The following is a 1,090-nucleotide window of genomic DNA, read 5'->3' on the forward strand; positions in this document are numbered from 1 at the left end:
CCCTGAGGGATCCCCACAAATCTACTCCAGGCTCTGCGCCTGATGATGCACCTCATCGCGCAGAGCTTTCTCCAATTTTTCCCAGTCTCCGCTGCCTCCGAACTCTATGCATCTACGCCAGTATTCCAGGCCAAGCCGCCACAATGAAAGCACTCGTCGTTCTCTGAGACTGTTGCTTTGATATCGCCGCTCCAAGTTAATTTGGCGAGCCTGAAGCCCCGTTAAAAAGAGCAGGTAATTGGCGAGAGCGGCAATCAACAGCAGTATTTCAATACGATGCAGGCAATGGCTGCGATGTAGATTCAGACCCAATCCCAAGTGCTCACTTTTCACATCTCTGAAACCTTCCTCAATTTGCATGCGTCGTTTGTAAACCGCCACGATCTTTGCCGGATTCCACTCGCTCTGAACTAAATTGCTGGCCAGCAACCATGGTTCACGCTCACGTCTTGCGGACTGTCGACTGAGCTTACTCTTGGCAATTGACCCCGTGACGCGTTGGTGTTTGCGGCCCTTGGCACAGTGCCGTACGCAATACAAATCGATGAAGTGTGGGGCGCTTCGTGTCATCTCGACACGGCCAAGTGCCTTGGGTGAGGCGGCGGCCAATGCATACAAATTCTTCACCGGTTGCCAGTCAGTTTGATCGCGACGATAAAGTTCGCGATTCCTTATCCGCGCGACGTAATACCAGCCCTGCGCGGCGACAGCCTTCATCCACGGTCGCCGAAAACCCGCATCGGTGACCAGAATCGGGATGCAGTCAACAGGTAGCAATTCGGCCAGCGTTTTGAGTAGGCGATTTTGATACTTGGGACAGCTCTCGCGCTCATGAACGCTTTCATAAACCGGAAATGAGCGTCCCGCCAGAGGGATCGATGCTCTTAGCAAAAAGGCTGTGCCTGAAGCGTCAATTCGAGACCAGTCGACCAGGATCAAAGGATGCTTCAACGAACCCAGCAATGCCCGAAGCATTACCCAATAGAACAATGGACGCTCTGATCTCAAGTGTTGATTGCCCAGCAACCGATCCACACGCTTGATCGAATGCTTGGGATAAGCACGCCCCGTCATGAAGCGACCAAGAGCG

Annotated in this window: 1 protein-coding gene; it reads right to left on the reverse strand. The window is 53.1% G+C overall.

Annotated elements, in window-relative coordinates:
• Window positions 1-21 precede the first annotated feature (21 nt).
• A partial coding sequence (locus AACY11_RS28250; RefSeq protein ID WP_339496330.1) for an IS4 family transposase occupies window positions 22-1,090 on the reverse strand: 1,069 nt, incomplete at its 5' end.

The organism is Pseudomonas sp. RA_105y_Pfl2_P56 (genome assembly GCF_963970845.1).
In the GTDB taxonomy this organism is placed as follows: domain Bacteria; phylum Pseudomonadota; class Gammaproteobacteria; order Pseudomonadales; family Pseudomonadaceae; genus Aquipseudomonas; species Aquipseudomonas baetica_A.